Source organism: Candidatus Tisiphia endosymbiont of Sialis lutaria, assembly GCF_964026535.1.
Taxonomy (GTDB): Bacteria; Pseudomonadota; Alphaproteobacteria; order Rickettsiales; family Rickettsiaceae; genus Tisiphia.
The window spans coordinates 521,231-545,688 of the sequence record NZ_OZ032153.1 but is presented as its reverse complement, the minus strand read 5'-3'; the positions used below and the strand labels follow the sequence as shown (position 1 = coordinate 545,688).

The following is a 24,458-nucleotide window of genomic DNA, read 5'->3' as shown; positions in this document are numbered from 1 at the left end:
AAATGAATAACGAAGTTATGCAGTTTTTTGGGTTAAGTAAATCCTTTCATCAAGCAGCATTTTTAGAAACAGAATGCATTAAACAGAATATCAAAAATATTAAAGCTGCTATTCATGCTGGTGGTATTGTTGCTTTGACTGGTATGGTAGGAACAGGCAAGACAACACTTATATGGAAAATTCAACAACAATTATTGGAAGAAAGACAGGTAGTAGTATGTCGTTCACTAGCCACTGATAAGAGACGTGTAAATATTGCAATGCTTTATACAGCACTGTTTTTTGATTTAGCAAAGGATAAAAATTTTAAGGCACCTAACCAATCAGAACAACGTGAACGTAAACTTTTGGAGTTAGTAAAAAAACAAGATAAGCCTATAGCTCTTTTTATCGATGAAGCACACGACTTAAATAGTCAAACCCTTATTTCACTCAAAAGATTAATAGAACTCATTTATGGTAGTGGTGGTAACCTAACAGTTGTACTTGCAGGACACCCTAAGCTTAGTAATGATTTAAAACGTCCTTCTATGGAAGAAATTGGTGCACGTTCTCAGCTTTTTCACCTTAATCATTGGATGGAAAATAAAGCATATTATAGCTCATGGTTGTTTAAACAATGTTGTAGTAGCGATGTTACTCAGTCAGAGATTATTACTCTAGAAGCTTTAGAATTGCTAGTAAATAATCTAGTGACACCCTTGCAAATCAATCATTATTTAACCCAAGCTATGGAGCAAGCATATTTAGCTGGAACGAAACCCATAACTCTTGAAATTATTCAATCAGTACTAACTCCTGACTTAGATGGTATAGAAGCTAAACTTGCACGTTATGGTTATAACATACAAGTTTTATGTGATGTGCTAAATGCAAAACCTAGTGAAGTTAAAGCTTACCTGCTAGGGCAGCTTAATAATTCTAATAAACTGCTAGAATTTAATAAGGAGATTTATAAGTTAGGGGTACTTTAATGCAAGAAATTATTACAATAGCATAGCAATGAATTCATGATAATTAATATTATAATAATGAACGTTTTTATCTAATTATCTATTATATTACACCCCAAAAAATTAATAATATTGTCAAATGATAATGTCAAATAATGTGAGCCAAAGGAAAGTATAGAATCGTCTAATTTGAGCCAGATATTTTTGGCGGTCAATTAAAGTGAGCCAGATTGAATTTAAAAAGTCATTTAATTTGAGCCGGTTTTTACAATGAAAGCAAGCCAATGTCATTTCGAAAGCTAGCCACTACACTTAATGATCTTGCAGATAGCAGTGGAACTTTTTGCTGAATATGCTGAGTTTGATAATTCTCAGCTTAAGAATCAAATCCAAGACTATGGTTATTGCTTACAACAGCAATATGAATATGTGAAATTCTTCGCTAATGTCTGTGGAACTAATTTACCTGATCATGCAAAGATTGCAGAGTTAATAACAGCTTGCCATGCTAAGGTAACAGAAAATCTTGAGTACCAAGTTAGTAGTTTGAAGATTGATGAGGAGCAATCTAACCCAGAATATTATCATAAAGCTATAAAATATCTAGAAAATTATCAGGACTCTCCTGCCTGCAAAAATCTTAAGGCTATAGCCTATAGTTGCTTAGCTAGTATTGCTGAGTATGATGGTGCTAATGAATCTGCATTGGCTTACTATGCAAAAGCTATAGATGCCAATAGCCACCTACCAAAAATATATGAAGAACTAGGACAACTACTTTTTAACAAGGGTGAATATGCTAAGGCAATTGACTGCTACAAAGTAGTGAATAATGCATTTAAGATAAAAGTCTGTTTTAAAAAATGGCTAAAACAAGATCAAGAGAATCCCGATATAATGTTAAAACAGGCTGAGTATTTTGAGTCTATAGGTTTATTTGAAAAAGCTAAAACATATTATCACAATGCATTCAGCCTAAGTCATGATGAGAATTTTAAGGTTGCAGCTTACAAGAAAATTGCTAACATTATGCTTAATGCCACTGCTCAAGGGCAAGATTTTGCCACTAAAGCGGAGGAACATAATTTGTACAATTTTCCCTTGGTAAATGAAGAATTTACCAAAAATTTACTTGGCGACATAGTTGAAAAATGTGATTTGTATTGATTTAGCATCTCTCAATTTACAAACGTCATTGCGGAACTACTTTAGTAGCGACAAAGCAATTATAAGTTGTTATTCCCGCTTCGATGCGGAATCTATAATATCTCAGGGCTTTTTGAGCTGTATTTTAGATCCCGCACTGAAGCAGGGATGACACAGAGATGGATTGCTTCGGAGGCTTACGCATCCTCGCAATCTGATGTATCCCCACGAAATTAAGCACGACAAAGCTCCGTCTTTATAATAGATGCCAGGGATTCTGAGTCTATAATATACTTTGTGTAAGTTGCAAAAGTAAGCAGTAAGAAGTACTGTAAGAAAACAACTTATAAAAAGGTAAAATATGTCAGAAAAAATAAAAAAGAAGATATTAGAACTAAAAGATAATAATATAAGTAATAATTTAGTAGAAGAATTATTATCAAAAGCCGATCCATCTAAGTTGTTTGGCAAAGAAGGATTATTTCAACAACTAAAAAAGCAAATAGTTGAAAAAATATTAGAAAGTGAACTAGAGCATGAATTAGGTTATTCAAAGCATAGTAAAATGCCGAAAGTAGATAATAATCGTCGTAATGGTAGCTATGAAAAGACAATAATTGATGATGATGGTAGGAAGGTTACTCTGGAAGTACCAAGAGATCGAGAAGGAGAGTTTGTTCCGAAATTAATACCTAAAGGGCTGAGAAGATTCAGTGGATTTGACGATAAAGTTATCTCACTTTATGGTCGAGGAATGACAGTCAGTGAAATTCGAGGTCATTTGGAAGAAATATATCAAACTGAGGTTTCCGGTGATTTAATATCGACAATAACCGATGGAGTAATAGACGAAGTAACTAGGTGGCAAAATCGAGGTTTAGATAAGGTTTATCCAATATTATACTTAGACTGTATTCACGTTAAGTCTAGGGATAACCAGGTAGTGATAAATAAAGCAGTATATTTAGCGATTGCTGTTAATATAGAAGGAAAGAAGGAGTTGCTGGGTATTTGGGTAGGAAAAAATGAAGGTGCTAAATTCTGGATGCAAGTAGTTACTGAGTTAAAAAATCGAGGAGTAGAACAAATTTATGTTGCTTGTGTTGATGGTCTAAAAGGTTTTCCGGAAGCGATAAGTAGCATATTTCCTGCGATTATAGTACAGTTATGTATAGTTCATATGGTTCGCAATTCAGTGAAGTATGTCTCATATAAGGATTTAAAGGAGGTGACCACAGATTTGAAGCAAATTTATACAGCAAATAATGAAGAAATGGCAAGTCTAAAACTTCAACAATTTAGTTCAAAATGGGACAAAAAATATCCAGTAATTTCTGATATTTGGCAACGTAATTGGTGTGGGATAATCCCATTTTTTGCTTTTCCTGAGGAAATAAGAAAGGTAATTTATACAACAAATACCATTGAATCTGTCAACCGTCAAATTAGAAAAATCATCAAAAATAAGGGGGTGTTTCCAGATGATAAATCAATTCAGAAAATAATATTTTTAGCTCTGCAAAATGCATCTAAAAAATGGACTATGCCCATAAAAGATTGGTCATTAGCTTTGAATCAATTTGAAATACTTTGTGGTGATTTTAAATATGATTTATTGGAATGTAAAAAATAGAACTTACACAAAATAAATGATTGACTCAAATTATTCTCTAACGTGAAATTTGCTGATATTAATACTGAGATAAATAGTGCATATGATATTTTTGTCCAGTTTAATTGGACTATACCAGAACTTATTGCTTATGAGCAAGCAATTGAAAATCTTTGTCATAATTTTCATGATGTATACTCAAATGGTTTAAAGAATTGGGATAGACCTATTTCGAAACTAGACAATAAGAAGGATGATGTTATTGCTGATTCTTGAGAGAGTTTTCTATAGTCAATGGGAAGTTGGTGACGTCGTCACTCAATGCTTGCCTATTACTTATAGGCGTCGCTCCATCGTTCATAGCCCCAAATTCTCCTGAATTGACTATATAATCATACCTATTTTTAGTTAGTAACTGTAAAATTATTATTGACCAAAGCTAATTTTAGCACTTCATCTACAGTTGATACTGATAAAATTTCTAAACTCTTTTTTATATTCGGTGGAATATCTTCTAAGTCTTTAACGTTATCTTGAGGTATTATCACCGTTTGTATACCACCTCGGCTGGCAGCTAATAATTTTTCTTTTAGTCCCCCAATTGGTAATACTGTCCCCCTTAGGGTGATTTCTCCAGTCATTGCTACAGTTCTGTTTACCGGTATTTTGGTCATAAGTGAAACAATAGTGGTAAATATTGCACATCCAGCAGATGGGCCATCTTTTGGAATCGCTCCAGCCGGTACGTGCAAATGGATATCAAGATCTTTATAATCTTCGTATTTTAATCCAAAACTACTAGCTCTAGAACGAAAACAGCTATAGGCTGCTTGAGCAGATTCTTTCATTACATCCCCAAGTTTACCTGTAGTTTTAATGTCTCCTTTGCCATGAAATGACAAAGCTTCAATGGTAAGTAATTCTCCGCCAACTTCTGTATAAGCAAGTCCCGTAGTACTACCTATTTGATCTTCTTTTTCAGCTAGACCAAAATTATATTTCCTAACTCCTAAATATTCTTCAAGATTAGCAGATGATATTGATATGTTTTTTATTTTTTTGTTACTCAAAATTCTTTGCAATACTTTTCTTGTAACAGAGCCAATTTCTCTCTCAAGCGATCTTACTCCTGATTCTTTGGTATAGTATCTGATTAATTCTAAAATTGCTCCATCATCAATAGTGAGTTCATTTTTCTTCATTTCATGCATTTTCAATTGCTTTGGTATTAAGTAGTTTTTGGCAATTTGTAATTTTTCTTCTTCAACATAACCAGAAATGTTAATGATCTCCATACGATCAATTAGAGCTCTGGGCAGATTATAAGAATTAGCTGTTGCAATAAACATTACCTCTGATAAATCATATTCTACTTCTAAATAATGATCAACGAAATGACTGTTTTGTTCAGGGTCTAAGACTTCAAGTAATGCAGAAGCCGGATCACCTCGAAAATCAGAACCCATTTTATCAATTTCATCTAATAACATAACGGGGTTATTAGTTTTAACTTTTTTTATTAAATTTATAATTTTTCCTGGCATAGAACCAAGATATGTTTTTCGATGTCCCCTAATCTCCGATTCATCTCTAATACCGCCAAGAGCAAATTTAGTATATTTCCTACCCATCGCTTCAGCAATGGATTTGACCAATGAGGTTTTTCCAACTCCTGGTGGACCGATTAAGCATAATATAGGTCCTTTAATTTTTTTAGAACGTTGTAACACTGCTAAATATTCAATAACACGCTCTTTGACTTTCTCAAGACCAAAGTGATCACGATCCAAAATTTCTCTAGTTTTATTTATATCAGTTTTATTATTATCAAATTTCCCCCATGGCATGGCTAATAATGTATCAAGGTAATTACGAACAACTGATGATTCACCTGACATTTGATTCATAAGCTTTAGCTTTTTCAGTTCTGCTTCAGCTTTTTCTTTTGCTTCTTTTGAAAGTTTTAAGGTTTTAATCTTTTTTTCTATATCAGAGAAATCAGATTTATCATGTTCGAGTTCTTTTTGTATAGCTTTCATTTGTTCGTGCAAGTAATAATCACGCTGAGTTTTCTCAATTTGTTTTTTTACTCGCAATTGTAAAGCTTGCTCTGCATCTATTTGAGCCATACTAGATGTTAATGTATCTATTATAGTTTTAATTCGTGATTGAGGTTTGGTCTCCTCTAACAAAGTTTGTTTTATTATTAATGGTACAGTCAAATAAGAAGCTAGTACATTAGTGACATAACTAAAATCTGTTGGATTTTTTGCTATTTCACCAGTTATCGTTTCTATTATTTCTGGATTAATTTTTTTATGAGTCTTAGTATATTTTGTAAATAACTCGATAACATTTGCTGTGGAAATTTTTAAAGATTCTACATCAATTACCTCTTCATCATGTAGTATGCTATATTCAGCTTCAAATATCTCTTTATTAGTGATGTTATGTAGGGTAACCTTATCGATTGCTTCAACTAGAATTTTGGCATTATTCTGTAACCTTACTGTTTGTATAATTTTAGCAATTACTCCTGTAGAATGGAGATCTTGAATATCTGGAGTATCTTGATTTTGTTGTTTTTGTAATACCAGTAATATATATCTATTATTATCTATAATTTTAGTGTCAAATAAGGCTTTTAGAGACTTAGTCCTACCGACAAATACAGGAGCAACCATACCGGGAAAGATCACCATGTCTTTTAATGCGATTAGGGGCAATTTTTCTTTATTTGTCATATTAAAAAACCTTAAGAAATTTATATACTAAAGAGGATAGTAACTATATAATATCGCCTTACTATGATTTCAAGCTACATTTAGTTTTATATATGCCTTCATCACCTCAATCTTCCAATATCATATCAATAGCAAGCAATAGGGTAAAACAATATCTTCATTTGACCCCAATAGTTCAATCTGAAATTTTAGATAAAATGCTCGGTCATGAAATTTTCTTTAAAATAGACTCGTTACAAAAAACCGGAGCATTCAAGGTTAGAGGGGTATTAAACCACTTATTAGAGTTACAAGAACAAAATTGTTTACCAAATAAAGTTGTTGCATATAGTACAGGTAATCATGGAATTGGTCTTGCTTGGGTAGCAAAAACCCTTAACCTTAATGCAAGAATTTATTTACCAGAAAATACCTCTCCAATTAAACAACAAACAGCAAAATATTATGGAGCAGAGGTTATACTAACTAAAACTAGACAAATGGCAGAAGATAAAGCAAAGAGTGACATAGAAAATGGTTTTTACTATTTGCATCCTTCCGATAGTGATTCTAGTATAGCTGGGGCTGGTACGATGTGTTATGAAGCATTGCAACAATTAGGATTTAGCCCAGATGCCATTTTTGCTTCTTGTGGAGGTGGGGGGTTGCTTTCTGGATCATATTTAGCGAAAGAATTACTATCTCCATCCAGCTTGCTGATAGGTTCAGAGCCGCTTAATGCCAACGATGCTTTCTTATCGATTAAGCAAGGTTCGATATATAGGTTTACTGATTCACCAAGTACTGTAGCAGATGGTTTACGTACTTTAGCAGTTTCACCACGTACATTTAATTATCTAAATAAACTTGATGATTTCTTTCTTGCTGATGAACATTCTATATATTATTGGACCGCTTGGTTGGTTCATTTGCTACGAATTGCCTGTGAACCATCATGTGCTTTAAATATGGTTGGAGTAGTAAATTGGTTAAAGAAACAGTCAAAACCTAAGAAAGTTTTAGTACTTATATCAGGTGGGAACATTGATCCTATTATTTATCAGGAGCTTTGGAAGGGAGAATATCTTGCTAATTTGCCTAAGTCTTAGTACTATAGTTGTAAATTAACTCATGTATGGATCTACCCAATAATGCAAGAAAAAAAATAATACTTGACAGAAAAAAAGCAAATGCAGTCATGTATTCGACTTGAAGCACAACAAAGTGCTTCAGCCCTGATGGAATTCGCTAACTTACGAACTTTAACATAATCACCTTAACGGCTTCTTTTGAGCCTGTGAGTTAAACAGTTTTTTCGTAAGCTAAGGTTTGTCTTATTTACCATCAATATTATCATCTCTCGCATATTCCTTGGTAAGAATTCATTACTTCCTTACTTTATTATTTTATTCCAGCTATGATTTTTTTTTTAATTTAAACCTTAATTTAATTAAAAAAATCATTTAGCCATCATAAATTAATAATTAATATTAAACTTTTAATAACATACTTTTATTTCACTGTATGATTGATCATTTCGCAATACTGCGAATACTACTCTTGCTAATTTATTTGCCACTGCTACTACACTAGTATTATAACCTCGTCTCTCTTGCAGCTTGAACATCCAATCTGTAAACCTACTTTTGTTACCTTCTTCTATTTTATCTAATTTCTTAGTTCTTAATACCCTAGCTGTAAAAACAGAACGAGCTCCATGGATTAATAAATTATGTCATTGCGAGACCACTACGTGGTCGTGGCAATCCACATTTATTAGATTGCTTCGTCGCTACTAAAGTAGCCTCTCGCAATGACGCCAAGCTATTTTCTATATGACTTTTAAATGCCATGCGTAAGGTGAGTAATATAATCAGCTTCTTATCAATTGACATATTTATTCGTAACAAAAAGCTTATCTGTACTTTGTTTTTATAAGCGAGTACAGCGTAATGAACATTGTTTGCACACGAATGTCCCAAAGCACATTAATTCATGATATTTTCAAAAAAAACAATCCTTGAAAGACGTAGGATGTGAAATTATTACACTTTTAAGCAAATTCATTAAAATATAGTTTGCATTGAAAACTAATTATGTTATAAAGCGTGTGTTTTAAAAAGAAACATGTTATAACCCCGCCTATTTCTGCATTAATTAAAGAAAATTCGAATATATAGTCAATTCAGGGGAATTGGGTAGCAGGAACGATGGAGCGACGCCTATAAGTAATAGGCGAGCATTGAGCGACGACGTCACCAACTTCTCATCAATTGACTATAGTTTTTGGTTATTCGATGCATGCATGTAGGAGAAACAATATATGATAAATAATGTTAAATTTCATAAAATCCATAATTTCACTAAGACTCATTACTCCACTATTATTAATTTGTAGTATATTTAATATGCAAACTCACGCAGACACTGTAAAAACAAATGAAAATAATCATTATCTCATTACACGTGATTATTACAATAGTTTAATCACCTCTAATGCTCTTCCTATAGCAGAGCTTGGTATGTTGGTAAATATATTGCCCAAGGGTGGTGATATTCATCATCATTTTATCGGTGCTATTTATGCTGAAACTTTATTAGATTATGTTAAGAAGGAAGGATTTTGTATTGATCCTAACAGTTATGAAATTCTTAAAAAACCTACGAAAAAATGTATGACTGTAGATGAGATACGTGCTGATATACACAAATATAATCAGCTCGTGTCACTTTGGTCAATAGAAAATTTTAACAATCATTATCACAAACAATTATCACCAGATGCCAGATTTTTTGATTGTTTTAACTATTTTGGTTGGTTAGAAGACTATATTATTAAAGATGGTTTGATAGATTTGAAGAATAGGGCAGAAGCAGAAAATGTACAATATGTAGAAACTATATTTCCTTTTGCCCCTATTAGTACAAACGTTGCTTTAGATGAGATTAATAAGTTAACAAGTAATACAGATGATCTTGCTATTAATCAGGTTTTAGCAAAAGCTATGTTATTATTAGAGCAGGATAAAGTTATACACCAAGCTATTACTCACTATTCAACAATAGTAACAGATGCCTCGAAAGATATTGACAATGATCACTTTACTCTGCGGTTTCAACCATATGTATTCCGTGAAAGTAAGCCATCTATGGTATTTTCTGGTTTGTATTCAGCCTTTTCTTTAGCACAAAATAATCCTAAAATAGTTGGGGTGAATATAGTCGGTACAGAAAACTCAGTTGTTGCGATCAAAGATTATATATTACATATGAAAATGTTTCGTTTTCTTAAACAAAAATTTCCTAATGTTAAATTATCTTTGCATGCTGGTGAATTAGCATTAGGGCTAGTTCCTCCAGAAGGGCTACGTCATCATATTCGGGATGCCATATTTATAGCCGGGGCAAATCGCATTGGTCACGGAGTAGATATTATGCATGAATCTAATCCTTACCAACTAATAAATACACTATTGGAAAAGAATATACCTGTTGAAATTAATTTAAGTAGTAATGAATTTATTTTAGAAGTCGTAGGTGATAATCATCCTATCAAGCTATATATGCGTTATGGGGTGCCAATCGCAATCTGCACTGATGATGCAGGAGTATTACGCAATAATTTAACTCAAGAATATTTATTATTTATTAGTCGTTATAAGCCATCTTATGATCAATTAAAACAAGTCGTCTATAATAGTATTAAATATTCTTTCTTAACGGAAGAGGAAAAGAAAAAACAACTTAATTTGCTTGATAAAAAGTTTATTCTTTTTGAAGAAAATATAGCTTTTCATAGTAAAGCGTTTATCGATATATCCAAAAATGTAAAAAAGAATAATATTTGATAAAAAAGAAAGCAGATGCAGTCATGAATCAACTATATCTAAAAGTTTTCACATTTTTTTTGAATATATCCTCTCTTCAATCTCGTGACGAAAATGACGGATTAAACCTTGAATAGGCCAAGCAGAGGCATCTCCAAGACCGCAAATAGTACGCCCCTCGATCATTTTAGTCACGTCTAACAATTGATCTATTTCTTCTATTTTTGCCTGACCTCGTACTAATCTCATCATAATTCGCCACATCCACCCTGTGCCTTCTCTGCATGGGCTACACTGACCACAAGATTCATGCATGTAGAATTTACTAAGCCTGGCAATAGCATAAATAATATCCGTAGAATTATCCATAACAATAATTCCACCAGTCCCAAGAGCCGAGCCAGCTAATTTCAAACTATCAAAATCCATTGCCAAATCTTCACATAGTGACTTTGGTAACAATGGTACTGACGAACCACCTGGAATAATAGCTTTCAGATTATCCCAACCACCACGTACACCTCCAGCATATTTTTCTATCAATTCCTTTAAAGGTATGCCCATAGCTTCTTCAACATTACATGGTCTATTTACGTGACCAGAAATACAGAAAATTTTTGTGCCGGTACTGTTAGGCTTTCCGATTGAAGCAAACCAATCCCCCCCACGTCTAAGTATAGTAGGTACAACGGCAATTGACTCAACATTATTAATAGTTGTTGGACAACCATATAAGCCGAAATTAGCTGGAAATGGTGGTTTCAGTCTAGGAAATCCCTTGTTACCCTCTAAACTCTCGAGTAGAGCTGTTTCCTCGCCGCAAATATATGCCCCAGCCCCTCTATGCAAATAAATATCAAGTTTATACCCAGTACCACAAGCATTATCACCTATAAAACCAGCATCATAAGCTTCATCTATAGCCCGTTGCACATTGGATGCTTCGTTATAAAATTCACCACGAATATATATATAGCAAGTATGTGCGTTAATAGCAAAACTGGCAAGCAAACAGCCTTCAAGCAATTTGTGCGGCTCATGTCTTAAAATATCACGATCCTTGCATGTACCAGGCTCTGATTCATCAGCATTAACTACTAAATAGCTAGGTTTCGGGTGTTCTTTAGGCATAAACGACCATTTGAGACCAGTTGGAAATCCAGCACCGCTCCGTCCTCGCAAACCTGATTTTTTTATTTCATCAATTATCCATTCTCTACCTCTAATAATAAAATCTTTTGTATTATCCCAATCTCCACGTTGCTGGCTACTTATTATATCATATTTTTTCTGTCCACTAAGATTAGAAAAAATTTTATTGCTAGTTTGTAACATAATTTACTCTTAGAATATCTACAAATGAGAGTATAGATGAAGGTAAATAATTGTGAAGAATAAATTTAGGGGTTTTTATCAGGATAGTTTAAAAGTCGTAATTTTAAGCCACCAAGATCCAAATTTATTATTTGTACTGTTAATTATAATATAAAGACTATTTATATCCACTTTCTTTAGTTTAATATTATTATTAAGTTTAAAATAATAGTCAACTTACATTTTTCCAACCAATCCTCAAGGACAATTATACTTAATTCATAAATTAGGTAAAATTTCATGTATAGATTCATTAAGATTATTTTTAATTTTCTGAAATTCTTCCGTGATATTATTTAGTTTACTTATTTTTTCTAAAAATTCTTTCATTTCATTTTTTTTAAGTAATGGTATGTGTATATTACAAAGCTGCTCATAAGTTAAGTTTGCCCTAACAGCTCCATACTTTGTATCATATTTGCCAATAATGGCTAAATAATATTTTGATTTTAAAACATGTAATAAATATTCGGATGGTAGAGTATCTTGGAATTTTTTTAAAACTCTAAATACGATATAGATACCACTTACATATCCACCATTTAACTCCTCAGAAACTAAACCTAAAGAGCCAACGTTAATCCTATGCGGATTATATACCAAATCTCCAGCTTGAACATGCTTATATTTTTGGTTTATGTCCTCACCTTTTAAAATTTCATTGTCAAAAATACCAATACTATTACTTACCCCTAAAATTCTAAAATCTGTAATTGGCTGTAAAGACGGTTCTGTTTTTTCTGTTATCTCCTCAATATAATCACCAAGTTTTATAATATCACCTTTTAAATTAGCAAAAATATCTAAATAATCATAAATCCATAAACTATAGCTATTCTTGGCTATTTCAGTTGATGGTATTATGGCAGATTCAATCTCTGCAACAGCCTTTTTATTATTGAAAGCATCAAGTGCAACTGGTAAATCATTATCCTTAATTGGCTTCTTTCTTGAACCAAGTTCATGACCAACCGCATTAATTGCAAAAAAGAACGTGTCTGAGATCTTTCTGTTTTTCTCGAAATATATAATACTTGTTTTTGTTGGTGTATAAGGTTCAAAAAGCTTTCTTGGCAATGAAACAATAGAAACATTTGATGAGTTATTAAAAATATACTCTCTCACCTTTCCAACATTGCCCCCATCTGAAACAAAGTTTTCTTTTACAAGTAAACAGCCTCTACCACTTAGTTTTAAAGCTTCAAAGCAATGCAAAGGACAAATAGCGTCACCATTATTTGATTGAATGGGATATAAATACCCAAACCTTGTTTGTTGCGAATATGGTGGATTTGTAATTACAATATCATATTTTTGATTTACATAATCAGAAAGGGTGTCTTGTTTCTTGATATTACTATGTCCGTCTCCAAACAAAATCATATTCATTTTTGCAATTCTTGCATTAACAGTAATCTCAGAACCGTAAATTGTTTTTTTCCTTAGAATATTTTGCATCTCGTCGTTAAACGAAGTTCTGATTTTTAAATATCTAAATGCTTCAATTAAAAATCCTCCTGTGCCACAAAAAGGGTCATAAATGGTTTCGCCAATTTTAGGATTAACCATACTTATCATTGTTCTTACAATGTTTCTAGGTGTAAAATATTCGCCTAAATCTTTAATTTTGATGCCTTGGTAAGCATTTTTTAAAAAATATTCAAAAGCATCACCATTCACATCACTATCTGAAGCTGTAAGGTTAAGTTTTGAAAGCTCACAAATAATTTCTTCAAAAATATCAGGGGAATTAATAGGGAACGCTTCGCTAAAAATATCACCATACTTCTTGTTAATCTTAATCCACACAACATCTTTCACATATTGATACAACTCGTTTCCTTTTTTCTGAGAAAAGGAACTCCATCTAAGATACTCATCTAACTTATTTTCTTCACCTCCCAACATCTTTAGAACAGAAATTTCATCAAGAATTTTTAAAAACAAAATATCAGAAAATGCCCCAAATCTGTCAAGCCCTGCTTGCAATCCATCCTCTCTTAGTAAATTAGCCGCACTTTTAAAGATCCTAATAAGTTCGTCTCTTGAATGCTGAATGAAATTTACCGCAGATAGTATTTCAGAGCCCTCATTAACAAATCTGAGTGCCGTATGGTGATTTATAAATTGCCTTACATCTTCCCCGTCAATTTTAAGATTACGCCCATTATACAAATATTGGGTTTCAATATAACTTCCATTATAAGCAAATATAAGCGGCGTATTTAGTGGTTTAGCATACAAATTCAATGCTTGGTGCATTGCTAATTGTATACTTTCATTTGGTTTTTTTGCCTCAATTATTATTATTGGTTCGTTACTTCCTTCCTTGTATAGTACAAAGTCAGGTATTTTACCGTTAAGTAATTCTTTTTGTTTGGTAAGTTTCACTCTTTGTTGATAAACGTTACATCTTGGGTCTTTTTCATCGACAATCCAACCAAGATTAGCAAGTTGAACCAGGATATCATGCGTTACAGATGCTTCTAATCTTTTAGTATACATAAAGAATATTCCAATTTTACAAAAAAGCTTGTTGTACCAACAAATTAAATATATCGTAATTATCTCTGTTATTATATCTAAAACAGAACTCATTAACGTATTTTTGTAAGTATTGTGGTGTATAGTCAATTGATAAGAAGTTGGTGACGTCGTTGCTCAATGCTCGCCTATTACTTATAGGCGTCGCTCCATCGTTCCTAGCCCCAAATTCTCCTGAATTAACTATACATCGCTAGAGACTGCCTGCAATCTCCTAGTTTTTGAATAGCTTCACCAACTTAAAATTAACATATCTCGATCTATTCTGAAACTTTTAAAACGCTCTAATACTGACATACCTAGTAGTGATATATCGAGACCACCAGTACCTATATGAGCTTCAATATTTCTAAAGAAAGCTCTGTTATCAATTACTACACTATCTAATTTCACGGGGGCGGCTGTACTAGTACCATTAGCCGTCGAGTAAATTCTAGTGTAATGTAGTTTTGATAAGTCAAACCCTAGCATTTTAGCATCATTAGTAGTAAGGGCAACATCACTTGCTCCGGTATCAATCATAAATTTAATTTTTACTCCATTTACCAATATGTCAATGTAAAAATGTCCGTCGCTACTACGGCTAATCACTAATTCTCCTTGTTTATTGACCCAATTATATGATGGTATTAGTACGGATACGACTCGTTGTGTGGTATAATTTAATTCAAATCTGAAAGCGTAACCAATAATTATGATCAAAAAAATTAGCCCCCAAATTAATAGCTGAATAGAGACGATCTTTATCCCCTTTTGATTAAAGGAATTATAAACGATACTGATAATAATCAAAATCATTACAAAGCAAGATATACTTTTCTGGCTACTCCAAGAGAATCCAGGAAATTGTGCATCTACCAATTTACGTATTAAGAAGGTAATGACCGTACTAATACATAAAAGCATTGTTAATTTTATAAGACTCTTATTGCTCACATTAAGTCACCTATATTCTCTAAAAATAATCTTGCTCTATGAGATTTTGGCTTTTCAAAAAATTCTGCGGCTGGCTGATCGGCTAGAACTTGCCCGTGATTCATAAAAATTATCCTATCCGCTATCGCTTTGGCAAATTTGATATGGTGAGTAACAACAATCATCGTCATTTGACTTTTTAATAAAGAGATAATTTCAATAATATCTTTAATATTTTCAGGGTCTAAAGCTGAAGTAGGCTCGTCAAATAACATTACCTCTGGATCCATCATTAAGGCTCGACAAATGGCTACTCGCTGTTTTTGTCCTCCAGATAGATTGATAGGAAAAGCAGTAACTTTTTGTTTTAAACCAAATTGCTCTAATAATTTCTCCGCCTTAGAAATGGCAGTCATCTGCTGCATTTTCAAAATATTAACAGGAGCATATATTAAATTATCCTGAACATTTAAGTGTGGGAAAAGATTAAAAGATTGGAAAACCATACCAATTTTAAGGCAAAGCTTCCTTTTATTCTTTTGAGTTAACTTTTTGTTATCAATAAACACTTGTCCAGTAGTAGGTATTTCTAATGCATTAATAATTCGTAATAAAGTGGATTTACCACTACCAGAAGAACCTATAATCGCTATAGTTTCCTTTTTTTTGAACTCAAGACTAACATCTTTAACAGCATAAATTTTACTATATTTTTTTGAAACCTTATCAACTACTATCATACTAAACTATAAATTTGTAACCATCATATAGAGGTTTTATATTGCTTGGCAATATTTTTGATATCTCGTGATAATCAATAAAATGATTCATATTAGTTAATAATATTTGTTGCGGTTTGTATTCATATTCCCACTGTAGGATTTTATCTAATCCTGCATGGCAATCATTAGATTCGTATGCCATACAATCTAATATCCACACTTTGATATTTCTTAAGAATGGTTTGGATTCTGTCGGAAAATCTGCCACATCACTAGAATATACAAAATCATCCACTCTAATACCTAAACTATCTATAGGACCATGATGCTGTCTAAAAAATTGTACCTCTATAGTGTTAATTTTAAATTTTGCAAAAAAATCTACCGGTCTTGCAATCAGTCTATCCGGAGCAAACAAGTGTTGGTGATAATTCTCAGTTCTCAATGCTGTAGCATTATCAGTAAAAATTTCTAAAGGTCTTTTCTGAAAGAATGGAAATACACGTAGATCATCAATACCGTTAACATGATCTGCATGATAATGGGTTAATATAGCGCTGCCCACTTTTTTAATCTTTTCTCGTAGTAATTGTCCTTTAATGTCGAAACCAAAATCAACAAGAATTTGACTATTACCATCATCCATATATATTGACGATCTAGTTCTTTTATTATAACTTGAAGTCGAGGTGCATGTACTGCAATCACAATTAACTACCGGTAGACCAAACGATGATCCACATCCTAGTACTGTTATTTCTAGCATAATATTATTTACTTAAACCAAATAAAATTAAAATTGAAAATGTTTGAACTTTTATATAATTTCCAAGGCCTTAATCAAGAAATATTCTTGTGGATCAATGGCATAACTAACCATTTTAGCATAATAGCTTATATTCTACAAATTATCTCTTATTGTTTTAATATTACCAACTTTGCTATCGCTTATTTGATATATTGTATATATTTTTACACTCAGCTAAAAAAGATTCAAGATTTTAATCATCGTCAGAGCAAATTTTGGGCTATATATAATAAAATGGTAATGATTGGTATAATTTATACGATATTCGGTTGTATTTATGCTCTACTTAAGTTTTCGGTTAATCTACCTAGACCATTTTGCTCATTGCCTATTAATAGTTTTGTAACAATTGCTAATATTGAACTTGAAAGATGTTTGTCTAGTTTTCCAAGCAGTCATTCTGGGTTAGCATTATTGGTTGCCTACTGTATTTGGTCATATATAACAATCAGACAAAAAATTATAGCCATTTTGATTGTTATTTTAGTGGCGATATCACGTATTACTCTTGCTATGCACTACCCAGCTGATATTATTTATAGTTTCCTTATCACCATAATAATTATCATACTTGGCAGAATAGTTTTTAGAATTTTTGCCAATAACTTAATAAAATGGCTAGGAGGCTGTCTGCAATAACTAATTAATTTACTCACATTACGCATAAACCCCATGACAATTTAAAAATTCTAGAAAAGTACAAAACGCTATTAGCGAGACCACTACGTGGTCGAAGCAATCCACATTCATTAGATTGCTTCGTCGCTACTAAAGTAGCTTCTCGCAATGACGCCAAGCTATTTTCTATATAACTTTTAAATACCATGCGTAAGGTAATGGTATGGATCTACCCTATATACAGAATGAATATTAATGGTTATTCTTCTAGATTTAATATATTAAAACAACAATAGGGAGACCCAAAATGGAATATAACACAATAGGAATAGATTTAGCAAAAAATATTTTTCATCTTCATGCAGTAGATAAATATGGAGCTCGTTCTGTTTTTACAGCTAGGGTATTAAGAACTAAGAAATTAGATAAAATAGAAGAAGGTAACAAAAGTAGGTTTACAGATTGGATGTTCAAGCTGCAAGAGAGACGAGGTTATAATACTAGTGTAGTAGCAGTGGCAAATAAATTAGCAAGAGTAGTATTCGCAGTATTGCGAAATGATCAATCATACAGTGAAATAAAAGTATGTTATTAAAAGTTTAATATTAATTATTAATTTATGATGGCTAAATGATTTTTTTAATTAAATTAAGGTTTAAATTAAAAAAAAAATCATAGCTGGAATAAAATAATAAAGTAAGGAAGTAATGAATTCTTACCAAGGAATATGTGAGAGATGATAATATTGATGGTAAATAAGACAAACCTTAGCTTACGAAAAAACTGTTTAACTCACAGGCTCAAAAGAAGCCGTTAAGGTGATTATGTTAAAGTTCGTAAGTTAGCGAATTCCATCAGGGCTGAAGCACTTTGTTGTGCTTCAAGTCGAATACATGACTGCATTTGCTTTTTTTCTGTCAAGTATTATTTTTTTTCTTGCATTATTGGGTAGATCCATACATGAGTTATATTATATGTTTATCTTTTAATAATGTAACAAGATCACCATTTTCATACATTTCACGTACTATATCACAGCCACCTATAAATTCTCCTTTTATATAAAGCTGTGGTATGGTAGGCCAATCAGTGAAGGATTTGATATCCTCACGTAAGCTAAGACTGGTCAAAACATTAATATCACGAAATTCTATACCAAGTTTTTTTAAGATAGAAACAACGGTAGCAGAAAAATTACATTGAGGAAAATTACTAGTGCCTTTCATAAACAACACAACATCGTTATTAGCAATTTCATTTCTTATAAAATCAAAATTTTTATTCTCTAACATCCTCAAACCTGATAAAAATTATGACTTCTTTTTACTCTTAAATGTTATATTATGCAAGCTCAAATAGTTGATAAAATCTTTGAAATTTTAAGCCAGAATAATTCTAATCCCCGAACAGAACTAGAATATGTTAATAATTTCACTCTATTAATAGCTGTGGTATTATCCGCACAAGCAACTGATATTTCGGTTAATAAAGCAACAAGATTTTTGTTTAAAGAATATAATACACCGGAAAAAATATTAGAACTCGGGGAAGAAGGATTAAAAAATTATATAAGATCAATAGGTTTATTTATAACCAAAGCAAAAAATATTGTTGCACTTTCTCGTATTTTGATAGATAAGTATGATAGCAAAGTGCCAAACAATTTTGATGAATTAATTAAATTACCTGGTGTTGGAAGAAAAACTGCCAATGTAGTATTGAATTGCTTATTTGGTAAATCAACTATGGCAGTTGATACACATGTATTCAGAGTTTCTAGAAGATTAGGGTTGGCAAGTAGTGATACCCCCCAAAAAGTGGAATTTGAATTAGTTGAAATTATTGATGCAAAATGGTTACAATATGCTCATCACTGGCTGATATTACTTGGTAGGTATATCTGTAAAGCACGAGTACCCAATTGTTCCGTTTGCCCAGTTAAAGAATATTGTGAATATTATGCTAACAATTTTCTGAAGTAATAAATTATTAGTTTTATAGCTGTGGCTGAATTTGTATAGAGTTATGGAGAGGTGGCCGAGTGGTTTAAGGCGCTCGCCTGGAAAGCGTGTTCACGGTAACGTGTCAGGGGTTCGAATCCCCTCCTCTCCGCCAATTCGGCACAATTTGCTACTTTTTGCAATGCCTAATCAGAAAATCAATAATCATTTACAACTAATATATAATTTTTTATAGTTTAATCGCTAAGCCGTTATAAATAATGACGTCACCAACTTCTCCTAAACTATACGTGGTTTGACAATTATTAACCCACTAATATAGTCAATTCAGGAGAATTTAGGGCTAGGAGTGATTATGAACAATTATTTTGAGTTATTAGGCATAGAAAAAAAATATGATATTGAATTGTCTGATCTGGATCGTCAATATTTCGCTATGCAGTTAAAATATCATCCGGATAGAACTAACTCTAACACCGAAAAGCAAAAAAATTTGGCTATCTCTATTGAGCTAAATAAAGCTTATGCAATGCTTAAAGACGATTTAGCACGAGCTGAGTATCTTCTCTTGTTAAACAATATAGTTTTGGATGACCTAAAGGTTAGGCAAGGTATTTCAAAGGAACAATTAAATGTTGTGTGGAGTGAATTAGAGTTTGTTGAAACTACTGAAGACTTAACAAAGTTAGAACATATGCTAAATAACAAGATTCTTGAAAAGCAACAACTTACTAAATCTTTAACTACTGCATTCCAAAATCAAAATATGCAAGATGCCGTTGATAGTACTATAAGATTTAAATATCTTAAAAACTTAATTAATAATATTCAGCTAAAAATCAAATCATGCAAATAATAGAAATTAGTGAGGCTGGCTCTTCCCAGCATAAAGAAAATGATAAGAACATAGCCGTTGGCATTGATTTCGGTACAACAAACTCATTAATTGCTTTGTCAAATCAACAAGTGGTACAAATTATCACAAATGATCAAGATTTAGAACTTATCCCATCAGTGATAGCCTTCCATGGTGAAAGCTTTATTGTGGGTAATCATGATATAATCGATAATCTTCGCTCTATAAAAAGGCTCTTCGGTAAGAAACTATCCGATATACAAAATAACCCGACACTTTTTGCTTTAGTGAAAGATTATATTGACCTAGATAGTGAAATATTACGGCTGCAATTTGCTGGAAAATTGATTACTGTTCCGGAAATTGCCGCCCAAATCTTTCTCTATTTAAGGCAACAAGCTACTGAAAGATTAAACTCAGAAGTCAAAAAAGCGGTAATAACTGTACCGGCACATTTTAACGATGCTGCTAGAGGAGAAGTAATGCTGGCAGCAAAAATTGCTGGATTTGAGGTATTACGGTTAATTGCAGAACCAACAGCAGCAGCCTATGCGTATGGTTTCAATAAAGAAAGCAGAGGGTGTTATTTAGTATATGATTTAGGGGGAGGAACTTTTGATGTATCAATTCTCAATATGCAAACCGGCGTACTTCAGGTTATTGCCACTGGCGGAGATAATATTTTAGGCGGTGATGATATTGATCACTTAGTGATGAAGTATTTTTGTGATAAATATAAATTAGTAGCATCTAACGAATTAATAAAATTAGCAAAAAAAGTTAAAGAAACACTTAGTGTACAAAATAAATGTAGTATTATAGATAATCCGACTAGTATTGCTCCCAATTTACAAACGTCATTGCGAGGAGATACTTTAGTAGCGACGAAGCAATCCATAAAAGTAACCAAAAATGGATTGCCTCGTTTGGGCTTCGCCCCTCCTCGCAATGACACCAGTTTGTTACGGATAAATGCTAATCGGGTTAGCTATATATATGAAGAAAAGATGTTGGAGTTAGATATAGAAAATTTTGAGAGGTTAATAACACCATTAGTAGAACGTACCATAGCTATTACTAAAGATACGCTAGAACAGGCAAAGACCCCTGATATTTCAGGTATTATCCTGGTTGGTGGTTCAACTCGTATACCGTTAATTAGTAAGAGTTTAAGGCAAACATTTAATACTATTATTTTTTCAGATATTAACCCAGATAAGGCGGTAGTATGGGGTGCGGCTCTGCAAGCAGAGAACCTAACTTCTGCAAATATTAATTCCTTATTAATCGATGTAGTGCCTTTGTCACTTGGTATTGAACTAAATGGAGGAATTACTGAAAAAATTATTCTGCGTAATAGCCCTATACCGATATCGGTTACTAAGGAGTTTACCAATTATGTGGATAACCAAACTTCTATGAAGCTACATGTGGTACAGGGGGAGAGAGAAATGGTAGAGGATTGTCGGTCACTTGCAAAATTTGAACTAAAATTGCCACTAATGAAAGCAGGGGGAGTTAGGATAGAAGTAACATTTTCTATTGATGCAGATGGCATTTTGTCAGTGTCAGCTCTAGAAAAAAATAGTAATATCTCACATAACATTGAAATAAAACCAAGTTATGGTTTAAATGAAATTGAGATTACCGAGATTTTAGAAAATGCTTATCAAAATGCGGCTAGTGATCATAATAAGAAATTGTTACAAGAAACAATTATTAACACAAAATCTTTGCTTTATAATATAGAAAATGCTATTAGAGAGATGCCAAATCTTCTTGCAAAAAATGAAATGGAAAAAATTGATATGGCAATTAAAACTCTAAAAGAAGCAATAGACTCAAATGATCGTGATTACATTATAGAATGTAGCAAAAATTTTGAGAGTATAACAGAGCATTTTCTTGCCGAAAGATTAAATAGCACGGTGGAAGGCTTACTTAAAGGTAAGCATATTAATGAAATAAACTAAAGTGAATTGAAGATGGATGATAACTAATGCCTAAAGTAATTTTTGTTGTAGATAAAGATGGGACAGAGAAAATAGTGGATGCCCCTATAGGATTGTCTATTTTGGAAATTGCTCATCAAAACGATATTGATCTTGAAGGTGCATGCGAAGGCTCTCTAGCATGTGCTACTTGCCATGTTATTTTAGATGAGGAATTTTATCACAAATTAAAAAGTCCTTCCGAGGCAGAAGAAGATATGCTTGACTTAGCATTTGGTCTTACTCATACTTCAAGACTTGGTTGTCAGATTATTGTTACTGAAGATATTGACGGTATAAGGGTTCGCTTACCATCTGCTACCCGTAATATTAATTTATAATTGAGTATAATAAAGTGATACGTAAAATTTTACTTTTTATTTGTTTAACTTACACCATAATATGGTTTGCCGTTGCTTATACTATCAAAAGTAATGTGGTAAGTACTATAAATAATTCAGAGACAGATAATATTAAGATATCTTATAGCCAAGTCAAAGTTTCTGGTTTCCCTTACCGTTTGCAGATTAGTTTAGTCGAGCCAAAAATAAAATTTATTGATCATATTAATTCTAAAGAAATATCTGCTGAAAAAATGACATTTTTATTTGATTTTAGTTTTAAAAAAGCTAACTTGATTTTAGGACAAACAATAAAACAACAAGAAAATTTTGGTGGTAAGTTAATTGAATATAGTGTACAGTCGAAGCAAGATATTGCCGCACTAGTTAAATTTAATAAACCTATATATAGATTGTCTAGTGGAGATAATCTAAAATCTATCGTGAAGCTTTTGCAAGTTAACAATAAATTATTATCAATTATTCAGAAAGATAAGGAAATTTTTAATATTAGTGACTTGGTTTTCTTAATCAATAAAGCAAAATCTCAGGATGGCGAAGATATAGCTTTACAATTACGTTTGTCATATGCTGCAGAGGAAGATTTTTTGAATTTCAAAACAGCTCAGCTTGATTTAGCCACCCTAATAAATATCTCTAAGGATCAAGGTAAAGATATCAATTATATCAAAAATTTAAATATTGACCGATTAGTTTTCTCTTGTGATGATAATGCCCAAATAGCTTTAATAGGTTTTTTGCAATTTTTTGAGAGTAACTTACCAAAAGGTAAATTATCTTTTGAATTAACTAATCATCATGATATCATCGATAAGTTGATACCTAATAATTTGTTATTACCTAAAAAAATGATCAAGGCTATAATTGAGAAAGTTGCTAATTCTTCTGTATCTGAAGTGGTTAAGACAGATGATAGTGAAGTAGCAACTTATGAAAAGGTAAAATTTGATATTGAGTTTTCTGATAATGGCATACATATAGGTTCAATTAATCTGCTTGAGTTTAAACTAGAGGATAATCAGGCTGATACCCTGCAAGAAGAAATATCGGAAAATTAAGGCTAAAGCTATATGGGTTTTATATTGTGTTGTTATTACCACAAACTATCGCCATAATATTATTGACCAATGTTATAATAGTTTTTTAAGTTGGCTGAAGACAAATATTATGCTATACACCTAAAGCTAGGTGACCTAAGTGAAATTTGAAAAGAATTTATGTTTCACAGGTATTTATTTGAGAGCCTATAAGGGATTCTTGTTTATTAATTTTAAGGAGAAATATATGAAAAAACTATTGTTAATTGCCGCTACCAGTACGGCTCTTTTGACTTCTGCTACATCATTTGCTGCAACAGGTGGGTTTTATCTTAAAGCTGAAGGTGGTGCAACTAGGTTGAATATGCTAAATTTTAAGGATGATAAAGACAAGAGTATTGGTAAGTCTAAACCCGTTATTTCTGGTATTTTTGGTGTTGGTGCTGGTTATAATGCGATGGATAATGTTAGAATAGAACTAACCCTTGACTTCCTAACCAATCCAGAATTTAAATGTTCTCGTACTTTTAAAAATCCAAACGACGATAAGGACACATCTGTAGAATCTCAAGCTAAAGAAAATGTAAGATCATTATTGCTTAGTGGTTATGTTGATGTGTATGAGTTTGCAGGTATTGGTAAAATCTTTGCCGGAGCTGGTGTTGGTATGGCTCAAGTGCAACAAAAGATTACTTCTACTACAACTTATGATGGAAAGGTTGTAAAAGGAGAAAAAGATACTTCATCCTATGATATGGCTAATAACTTTGCTTATCAACTAACTGCTGGTGTTTCTTTTAATTTGGCTGATAACATGAACCTAGATCTTAGCTATAGCTGGAGAGATTATGGAGAAACAGGCGAAATAAAAAAGGACAAAGATGATAAGAGCAAGGATAAGGACAAGACGCCTAAAGCCACCATTAGAAGTCATAACTTGATGGCTGGTATAAGATTTGATCTCTAATAAATAGTTTATTGATTCATTATTTTTATTCTACAAAAAAAA

General features: G+C 32.4%; 22 protein-coding genes and 1 tRNA gene. 15 read left to right on the top strand and 8 right to left on the bottom strand.

Features of this window, described 5'->3' with window-relative positions; all coding sequences use genetic code 11:
* The first annotated feature begins 2 nt into the window (after nucleotides 1–2).
* The 4 genes from AAGD20_RS02605 (at nucleotide 3) to AAGD20_RS02590 (ending at nucleotide 3,987) form a co-directional block, all read left to right on the top strand.
* On the top strand, nucleotides 3–974 hold the full coding sequence (locus AAGD20_RS02605; RefSeq protein WP_341749279.1) for an AAA family ATPase: 972 nt from the start codon (nucleotides 3–5) through the stop codon (nucleotides 972–974).
* Between the two features lie 294 nt (nucleotides 975–1,268).
* On the top strand, nucleotides 1,269–2,120 hold the full coding sequence (locus AAGD20_RS02600; RefSeq protein WP_341749278.1) for a hypothetical protein: 852 nt from the start codon (nucleotides 1,269–1,271) through the stop codon (nucleotides 2,118–2,120).
* A 340-nt stretch (nucleotides 2,121–2,460) separates the two neighbouring features.
* Nucleotides 2,461–3,732: an IS256 family transposase gene (locus tag AAGD20_RS02595; protein ID WP_341749277.1), complete on the top strand. Its 1,272-nt coding sequence runs from the start codon at nucleotides 2,461–2,463 to the stop codon at nucleotides 3,730–3,732.
* A gap of 42 nt (nucleotides 3,733–3,774) precedes the next feature.
* On the top strand, nucleotides 3,775–3,987 hold the full coding sequence (locus AAGD20_RS02590) for a hypothetical protein (protein WP_341749276.1): 213 nt from the start codon (nucleotides 3,775–3,777) through the stop codon (nucleotides 3,985–3,987).
* Between the two features lie 128 nt (nucleotides 3,988–4,115).
* Here the strand turns inward: AAGD20_RS02590 and lon are convergent, their stop codons facing one another.
* Nucleotides 4,116–6,455, bottom strand: a complete 2,340-nt coding sequence (gene lon, locus AAGD20_RS02585; protein WP_341749275.1) for an endopeptidase La — start codon at nucleotides 6,453–6,455, stop codon at nucleotides 4,116–4,118.
* Nucleotides 6,456–6,547: 92 nt separating this feature from the next.
* Between lon and AAGD20_RS02580 the strand changes: the two genes are divergently transcribed.
* Complete coding sequence (locus AAGD20_RS02580) at nucleotides 6,548–7,543, top strand: serine/threonine dehydratase (protein ID WP_341749274.1); 996 nt, start codon at nucleotides 6,548–6,550, stop codon at nucleotides 7,541–7,543.
* A gap of 1,299 nt (nucleotides 7,544–8,842) precedes the next feature.
* Entirely contained in the window at nucleotides 8,843–10,282 is a 1,440-nt protein-coding gene (locus AAGD20_RS02570) for a hypothetical protein (RefSeq protein WP_341749273.1), read from the top strand.
* A gap of 48 nt (nucleotides 10,283–10,330) precedes the next feature.
* Here AAGD20_RS02570 and nuoF read toward each other — a convergent pair whose 3' ends face one another.
* The 6 genes from nuoF to AAGD20_RS02540 form a co-directional block, all read right to left on the bottom strand.
* Complete coding sequence (nuoF, locus tag AAGD20_RS02565; RefSeq protein WP_341749272.1) at nucleotides 10,331–11,596, bottom strand: NADH-quinone oxidoreductase subunit NuoF; 1,266 nt, start codon at nucleotides 11,594–11,596, stop codon at nucleotides 10,331–10,333.
* Nucleotides 11,597–11,854: 258 nt separating this feature from the next.
* Nucleotides 11,855–14,140: an N-6 DNA methylase gene (locus AAGD20_RS02560; RefSeq protein WP_341749271.1), complete on the bottom strand. Its 2,286-nt coding sequence runs from the start codon at nucleotides 14,138–14,140 to the stop codon at nucleotides 11,855–11,857.
* 16 nt (nucleotides 14,141–14,156) lie between these two features.
* Complete coding sequence (locus AAGD20_RS02555) at nucleotides 14,157–14,300, bottom strand: hypothetical protein (protein ID WP_239832692.1); 144 nt, start codon at nucleotides 14,298–14,300, stop codon at nucleotides 14,157–14,159.
* A 110-nt stretch (nucleotides 14,301–14,410) separates the two neighbouring features.
* On the bottom strand, nucleotides 14,411–15,085 hold the full coding sequence (locus tag AAGD20_RS02550; protein WP_341749429.1) for a TIGR02281 family clan AA aspartic protease: 675 nt from the start codon (nucleotides 15,083–15,085) through the stop codon (nucleotides 14,411–14,413).
* Between the two features lie 26 nt (nucleotides 15,086–15,111).
* On the bottom strand, nucleotides 15,112–15,834 hold the full coding sequence (locus AAGD20_RS02545; protein ID WP_094649421.1) for an amino acid ABC transporter ATP-binding protein: 723 nt from the start codon (nucleotides 15,832–15,834) through the stop codon (nucleotides 15,112–15,114).
* Between the two features lies 1 nt (nucleotide 15,835).
* Nucleotides 15,836–16,582 (bottom strand): MBL fold metallo-hydrolase, encoded by a 747-nt coding sequence (locus AAGD20_RS02540; protein ID WP_341749270.1) that lies wholly within the window; start codon nucleotides 16,580–16,582, stop codon nucleotides 15,836–15,838.
* A 39-nt stretch (nucleotides 16,583–16,621) separates the two neighbouring features.
* On the opposite strand from AAGD20_RS02540, the gene AAGD20_RS02535 reads away from it, so the two are divergent.
* Complete coding sequence (locus tag AAGD20_RS02535; RefSeq protein WP_341749269.1) at nucleotides 16,622–17,263, top strand: phosphatase PAP2 family protein; 642 nt, start codon at nucleotides 16,622–16,624, stop codon at nucleotides 17,261–17,263.
* Between the two features lie 286 nt (nucleotides 17,264–17,549).
* Entirely contained in the window at nucleotides 17,550–17,837 is a 288-nt protein-coding gene (locus AAGD20_RS02530; protein WP_341749268.1) for a hypothetical protein, read from the top strand.
* A gap of 370 nt (nucleotides 17,838–18,207) precedes the next feature.
* Here AAGD20_RS02530 and grxD read toward each other — a convergent pair whose 3' ends face one another.
* Complete coding sequence (grxD, locus tag AAGD20_RS02525) at nucleotides 18,208–18,534, bottom strand: Grx4 family monothiol glutaredoxin (RefSeq protein ID WP_094649425.1); 327 nt, start codon at nucleotides 18,532–18,534, stop codon at nucleotides 18,208–18,210.
* 51 nt (nucleotides 18,535–18,585) lie between these two features.
* Between grxD and nth the strand changes: the two genes are divergently transcribed.
* The 7 genes from nth (at nucleotide 18,586) to AAGD20_RS02490 (ending at nucleotide 24,416) form a co-directional block, all read left to right on the top strand.
* Nucleotides 18,586–19,224, top strand: coding sequence for an endonuclease III (gene nth / locus AAGD20_RS02520; RefSeq protein WP_094649426.1), 639 nt, complete (start codon nucleotides 18,586–18,588; stop codon nucleotides 19,222–19,224).
* Nucleotides 19,225–19,269: 45 nt separating this feature from the next.
* Nucleotides 19,270–19,357: transfer RNA gene (locus AAGD20_RS02515), tRNA-Ser, on the top strand.
* A 201-nt stretch (nucleotides 19,358–19,558) separates the two neighbouring features.
* A complete protein-coding gene (gene hscB, locus AAGD20_RS02510; protein WP_341749267.1) occupies nucleotides 19,559–20,059 on the top strand; it encodes a Fe-S protein assembly co-chaperone HscB in 501 nt (166 codons plus the stop codon).
* Entirely contained in the window at nucleotides 20,050–22,032 is a 1,983-nt protein-coding gene (locus tag AAGD20_RS02505) for an Hsp70 family protein (RefSeq protein ID WP_341749266.1), read from the top strand. Before hscB ends, AAGD20_RS02505 begins: the two co-directional genes overlap by 10 nt.
* A 26-nt stretch (nucleotides 22,033–22,058) precedes the next feature.
* Nucleotides 22,059–22,391 carry a ferredoxin family 2Fe-2S iron-sulfur cluster binding protein gene (locus AAGD20_RS02500; protein ID WP_341749265.1) on the top strand — a complete coding sequence of 111 codons (333 nt, stop codon included), beginning with the start codon at nucleotides 22,059–22,061 and terminating at the stop codon, nucleotides 22,389–22,391.
* A 14-nt stretch (nucleotides 22,392–22,405) separates the two neighbouring features.
* Nucleotides 22,406–23,470 (top strand): hypothetical protein, encoded by a 1,065-nt coding sequence (locus AAGD20_RS02495; RefSeq protein ID WP_341749264.1) that lies wholly within the window; start codon nucleotides 22,406–22,408, stop codon nucleotides 23,468–23,470.
* A gap of 226 nt (nucleotides 23,471–23,696) precedes the next feature.
* Nucleotides 23,697–24,416, top strand: coding sequence for an outer membrane protein (locus tag AAGD20_RS02490; RefSeq protein ID WP_094649118.1), 720 nt, complete (start codon nucleotides 23,697–23,699; stop codon nucleotides 24,414–24,416).
* The last annotated feature ends 42 nt before the right edge of the window (nucleotides 24,417–24,458 follow it).